At 68.6% G+C, this 5,303-nt stretch carries 5 protein-coding genes; all 5 read right to left on the reverse strand.

The features are described from left to right. Positions 1-90: 90 nt before the first annotated feature. The 5 genes from QNN98_RS10590 to QNN98_RS10610 all read right to left on the reverse strand — a co-directional run bounded on the left by QNN98_RS10590 (position 91) and on the right by QNN98_RS10610 (position 5,221). Complete coding sequence (locus QNN98_RS10590) at positions 91-594, reverse strand: DUF3145 domain-containing protein (RefSeq protein ID WP_227911686.1); 504 nt, start codon at positions 592-594, stop codon at positions 91-93. A 172-nt stretch (positions 595-766) separates the two neighbouring features. After that, positions 767-1,672 (reverse strand): tyrosine recombinase XerC, encoded by a 906-nt coding sequence (locus QNN98_RS10595; RefSeq protein ID WP_283997010.1) that lies wholly within the window; start codon positions 1,670-1,672, stop codon positions 767-769. A gap of 185 nt (positions 1,673-1,857) precedes the next feature. Continuing rightward, positions 1,858-2,391, reverse strand: coding sequence for a methylated-DNA--[protein]-cysteine S-methyltransferase (locus tag QNN98_RS10600; protein WP_229958822.1), 534 nt, complete (start codon positions 2,389-2,391; stop codon positions 1,858-1,860). 71 nt (positions 2,392-2,462) lie between these two features. Beyond that, positions 2,463-3,671, reverse strand: a complete 1,209-nt coding sequence (gene dprA / locus QNN98_RS10605) for a DNA-processing protein DprA (protein WP_283997008.1) — start codon at positions 3,669-3,671, stop codon at positions 2,463-2,465. Continuing rightward, on the reverse strand, positions 3,668-5,221 hold the full coding sequence (locus QNN98_RS10610; RefSeq protein ID WP_283997009.1) for a YifB family Mg chelatase-like AAA ATPase: 1,554 nt from the start codon (positions 5,219-5,221) through the stop codon (positions 3,668-3,670). The genes dprA and QNN98_RS10610 overlap by 4 nt, the downstream gene beginning before the upstream one ends. Positions 5,222-5,303: the final 82 nt, after the last annotated feature.

Here is a 5,303-nt window from a genome sequence, read left to right on the forward strand (position 1 = left end):
CCGCCACCCCGGGGCGCCTCCTCCAAACGCCGGGGGCGCCCGGCCCCGGCGGCCCCCCCACGCCTGCTTTTTGCTATGGAGTAAAGAGAGTCAGCCGACCTGGTGGAGCCAGCGGACGGGCGCGCCGTCCGCTGCATGCCGGAACGGCTCCAGTTCGTCGTCCCAGGCCTCGCCCAGGGCGAGTGAAAGTTCATGGTAGACGGCGGAGGGGTCCCCGGCGCCGCTCTCGTAGGCGTAGCGGATCCGGTCCTCGGAGATCATGATGTTGCCGTGCACGTCGGTGGCGGCGTGGAAAATACCCAGTTCCGGGGTGTGGGCCCAGCGGCTGCCGTCGGCGCCGGGGCTCTGTTCCTCGGTGACCTCGTAGCGGAGGTGGGCCCAGCCGCGCAGGGCAGAGGCAAGGAGGGAACCGGTACCCTGCGGTCCGGTCCAGGCGATCTCGGCCCTCACCATGCCGGGCGCGGCCGGCTGAGGGGTCCACTGAAGATCCGTTCGCTTTTCCACGACGGATCCGATGGCCCACTCAATGTGAGGGCACAACGCGGAAGGGGCAGAGTGCACAAAGAGTACTCCGCGCGCCATCACAACAGACATTCCATCCTCCATAGCTGTAGGTGCGTCTTCCCCAACGACCTGCTGCATGGGCGGATATCCGGCTCCAGCGTCCCGCTGTGAATCATTGTGCCGCAAGTTACCGGTTTGTGCCAATGCGGCCTGCGGGGCCGTGTTGAAACTTGCGGCGCCTGTGAACCTGCCGCCGTTGCGCCTACGCGCGCGGGTGTGCCTGGCTGTAGCTCTGGCGCAGCCGGTCCACGGAGACGTGGGTATACAGCTGCGTAGTTGCCAGCGAGGAATGGCCCAGGATTTCCTGGACCGCCCGCAGGTCCGCCCCGCCGTCGAGCAGGTGTGTTGCCGCGGAGTGCCGCAGGGCGTGCGGGCCCGTGGCGGAGGTGTCCGGCAGGGCATCCAGTAGTACGGCAACGACGCTGCGGACCTGGCGTTGGTCCACCCGGCGCCCGCGCTTGCCCAGGAACAGCGCCGGCCCGCTGTCCGCGCCGGCCAGTGCAGGGCGGCCTCGGCGCAGCCAGTCGTCTACTGCCAGTGCTGCCGGCAGTCCGTAGGGCACGGTGCGTTCCTTGTTGCCCTTGCCGATCACGGTGAGGGTTCTCCGGTCCGGATCAAGGTCATCAACGTCCAATCCGGACAACTCCCCCACGCGGATGCCCGTGGCGTACAGCAGCTCCACCATGGCACGGTCCCGCAGGGACACCGGCTCGCCTTCGGCGGCTGCTGCCTTGAGGGATGCGAACAGTTCGTCGAGCTGGCTGGTGCGCAGCACGCCCGGGAGCGTCTTTTCCTTCTTTGGAGCCTTCAGCCGCAGTGCCGGGTTCTCCGAGATCAGTTCTTCCCGCAGCGCCCAGTTGGCAAAACTCCGTACCGTTGCTGCACGCCGCGCAAGCGTGGCGCGGGCCTGTCCGGAGGCGCTAAGTTCGCCGAGCCAGCCGCGCAGGATCCCGAGGTCCAGATCCTGCAGCTTCCCCGCGCCTGAAGCCAACGCGTAGTCGAGCAACTGAGAGAGGTCCGATTCGTAGGCGCGGACCGTATGCTCCGAACGCCCCCGTTCGGCGGCCAGGTAGCGGCAAAAGCCTTCAACGGCTGCATGGAATTCCACGGGCCAGGCGGATGGGCCCGGAGCAGTGCCGGCGGCACCGGTCTCCGGTGCCCCGTCTGCCGATGTCTTGGATGTCACCTCCTCACTGTTGTACCTTTACCCCGGCCGTTCAAGCAGGCTCGCGGGACACCGGTCCGCTCAGCCTCTATGGGCGGTTTGACCGACGGGACGCCCGTGCCCGCCGGTCAGGCCGGCACGTTATCGGTATCCGCCGGCCGGCAGGTGAGTCTCAGGTGTTCGGTTTCCGGTGCCTGCTCCAGGTCCAGCAGGTAGCGTTTGGCTTCCACTCCGCCGGAATAGCCGGTCAAGGCCCCTCGTGAGCCCAGCACCCGGTGGGTGGGGACCACGATATTCAGGGGATTGCGCGCCAAGGCGGCGCCCACGCTCCTTGCTTTCGCCGCGTCGCCGAGCAGCACCGCTACCTGCTTGTAGCTGGCTGTGCTGCCGTACCCGACACATTGGACCAGGGCCCACACGCTGCGTTGGAAGTAGGTTCCCATTGGGCTGGTTGGCAACGTGAAACAGCACCGCTGACCTTCGAAGTATTCCGCGAGCTGCCGTTCCGCCTCTTCGAAGCCGTCCTCGGCCGCAAGCCCGTACGGGGTTCCCGCACCTGCAGATGACGCCGGGGGTCCCAGCCGGACGGCAGTCAGGATCCCGTCCAAAGCGACGAGCGTGAGCACTCCCAGTGGAGAAGTGATGATCTTATGGGTGAGCATTCCGGGTGTTTCCTTTCGGTAGTGGTAACTAGTGAAGGATCAGCGTGATGTGGCAGCGGGTGCCCCTGCCGTCATCGGTGCCCCCTGTGCCACTGGTCCGGGCCGGACCGGATGGCCAGTCCTTCCAGTTCCAGCCGCGCCAGGCCTGCGCGCACGCCGGGCACCGACAGTCCGGCAACCCGGGCGAGTTTGTCGATGGTGGTGGAGCTGCGGACGGGCAGGGCGTCCAGGAGCAGGAGGTCTTCCACGGTCAGGCCGTCGTGGTCTTCCAAGGGGGCCGGCGAGTCCGACGAGTCCGGCGTCCGGGAGTCCGCCAGCGGACCGGCAAGTTCGGCGACTTCCTGCGCGTCGGTCACGCACACCGCGCTGCCGTCCCGCAGCAGGCGGTGGCATCCGGCTGAGTTGGCTGAGTACACGGACCCCGGGACCGCTCCTACCTCGCGTCCCAGGCCGGCGGCGTGATGGGCCGTGTTCAACGCACCGGAGCGCCATCGAGCTTCAACCACTACGGTGGCGGCACTCAGGGCCGCGATAATCCGGTTGCGCTGCAGGAATCTCCATCGAGTGGGCGCCGACCCCGGCGGCACCTCGGAGAGCAGCAGTCCGCGGTCGGCGACGCTGCGCAGGAGGTCTTCGTTGCCTGCCGGGTAGAACCTGTCGGCCCCGCACGCCATCACGGCGATGGTGGCTGCGCTGTTGCCGGTGGAAGCTGCGAGCGCTGCACGGTGTGCTTGGGCATCGATGCCGTAGGCGCCGCCGGAAACAATGGTGTATCCGCGGTTGGCCAGCCCTGCTGAGATGTCTCCGGTAATCGACAGCCCGTATCCGGTGGCATCACGGGAGCCCACCACCGCAACGGTCCGGTTCAGTTCAGGAAAAGCGGCCTCCGGGTTGCCGCGTACCCACAGGCACAGCGGCATACCCGCTTCCAGGTGCCGCAGTGCTTCGGGCCAGCGGGGATCCTCCGGGATAAGCAGTTCGCCGCCCAGCCGGCGGATGGTTTCCAGGTCCCGGCCCGGGGCCAGGTCGGCCACGCGCGGCGTCCACCGGCCCAATGCCTCAGTGAACACTCCGGGACTGGATGCCATACCCGCAGGCCCCAGCATCTGCCCGATGCCTGCAGCGACCTCAGGCGGCAGCCGAACCTCACCCGAGGCGATCCGCAGGGCCGCCGTCGGTCCGGCGGCTGAGACCAGCGCCAGCCCCACGGTGTCTGAGGGTTCGAACAGCCGGGACAGCGCCGCACGGGCCAGCAGCAATTCCTCTTCCACGGTGCTCATGCTGCTGCCGCTCCCTGCCTGCGGAAAGCCAGCGCCTGCCCGACGTCGTCGGCCCCGGGCACAGGGTGACCGGCAAGGTCAGCGATGGTCCAAGCCACCCGCAGCACCCGGTCATATCCCCTGGCGGTCAGCAGTTGCCGCTCCATGGCGCGGTCCAGTGCCGTTGTGGCCGCGGAGGGCGGCCGCAGGACATCCCTCAGCAGCGAACCGGTTACTTCGGCATTCGTTTCGCACCCCAGCGGAAGCAGACGTTCCCGCTGCAGGCTCCGCGCCTGCCGTACCCGTGCAGCGACCGCCCCGCTTCCCTCCGCCGCATCGGAACCGAAATAGTCCCCGAGCGACACCCGCTGGACCGTAAGCTGCAGGTCCACCCGGTCCAGCAGGGGACCCGAAAGCCTGCTGAAGTATCGGCGCCTTTGCTGCGGGGTGCAGGTGCAGTCAATTCCCTTCCCGGCTGCCAGCCCGCACGGGCACGGATTCGCGGCGAGGACCAGCTGGAAACGGGCGGGGTAGACCGCTGTGCCCGCAGCCCGGTGCAGCACCAGCTGCCCGCTTTCCAGCGGTTGACGCAGCCCGTCCAGGACCCGCCGCTCATACTCGGGAGCCTCATCCAGGAACAGCACTCCGCGGTGCGCCCGTGAGGCTGCCCCGGGCCGGGGTATTCCGCTGCCCCCGCCGATCACTGCCGCAGGGGAGGCGGTGTGGTGCGGGCTTTCGAACGGCGGCCGGCGCAGCAGCTGCCGGCAGGGCCTTCCCTGCCAGGCCAGGGAATGGATGGCCGTAACCTCCATTGCCTGATCGTCGGGAAGATCCGGCAGGATCCCGGGCAGCCGTTCGGCGAGCATGGTCTTGCCTGCACCCGGCGGGCCGGTCATCAGCAGATGATGGGCGCCGGCCGCCGCGACCTCCACTGCAAACCGGGCCTCCTGCTGCCCCGCCACATCGGCAAGGTCCGGAAGGCGGGCGGGTTGGTCCGTCTCCTCCCCTGCCGGCGAGTCATCCGCTGCCCGGCTGGCCGGCGGGGGAAAGACCAGCTGCTCCGGGTCTGCACCGAGGTCTGCGGCGACCTCGGCCAGGCAGGTGTAGCCGCGCACACGGGCGGCGGGAACAAGCGCTGCTTCGCCAGCATTCTCCGCAGCCACGGCAATGTCCGTGAACCCGGCAGCCACAGCAGCCATGACGGCCGGGAGGACGCCACGGATGGGGCGGAGCCTGCTGTCCAGCCCCAGTTCGGCGAGAAAGACGCACCGTCCAGGGCTCCTCAGCGTGCCGCCTGCGCAGAGGGCGGCCACAGCAATGGCCAGGTCAAACCCGGAGCCGTGTTTGGGCACATCGGCTGGCATGAGGTTGACGGTGATCCGGCGCCGGCTCAGCGGCAGCCCGGCGTTCTTGGCGGCAGACTTGACCCGGTCACGGGCCTCGTTCAGCGATGCGTCCGGCAGGCCCAGCAGGACAAAGGACGGCAGCGCCTGGCCGATGTCCGCTTCCACCTCCACGATCCTGCCGTGCAGGCCCACCAGTCCCACTCCGTACGTCCGTCCCAGGCTCACGGGAACACCGGGATCGGGTAGCACCCTCTGCGGGGTTCACTGGCTCTCATGCCTCCACCATGTCCCGGTGACGTGGGGGGGG

The organism is Arthrobacter sp. zg-Y1143 (assembly GCF_030125565.1).
GTDB lineage: Bacteria > Actinomycetota > Actinomycetes > Actinomycetales > Micrococcaceae > Arthrobacter_B.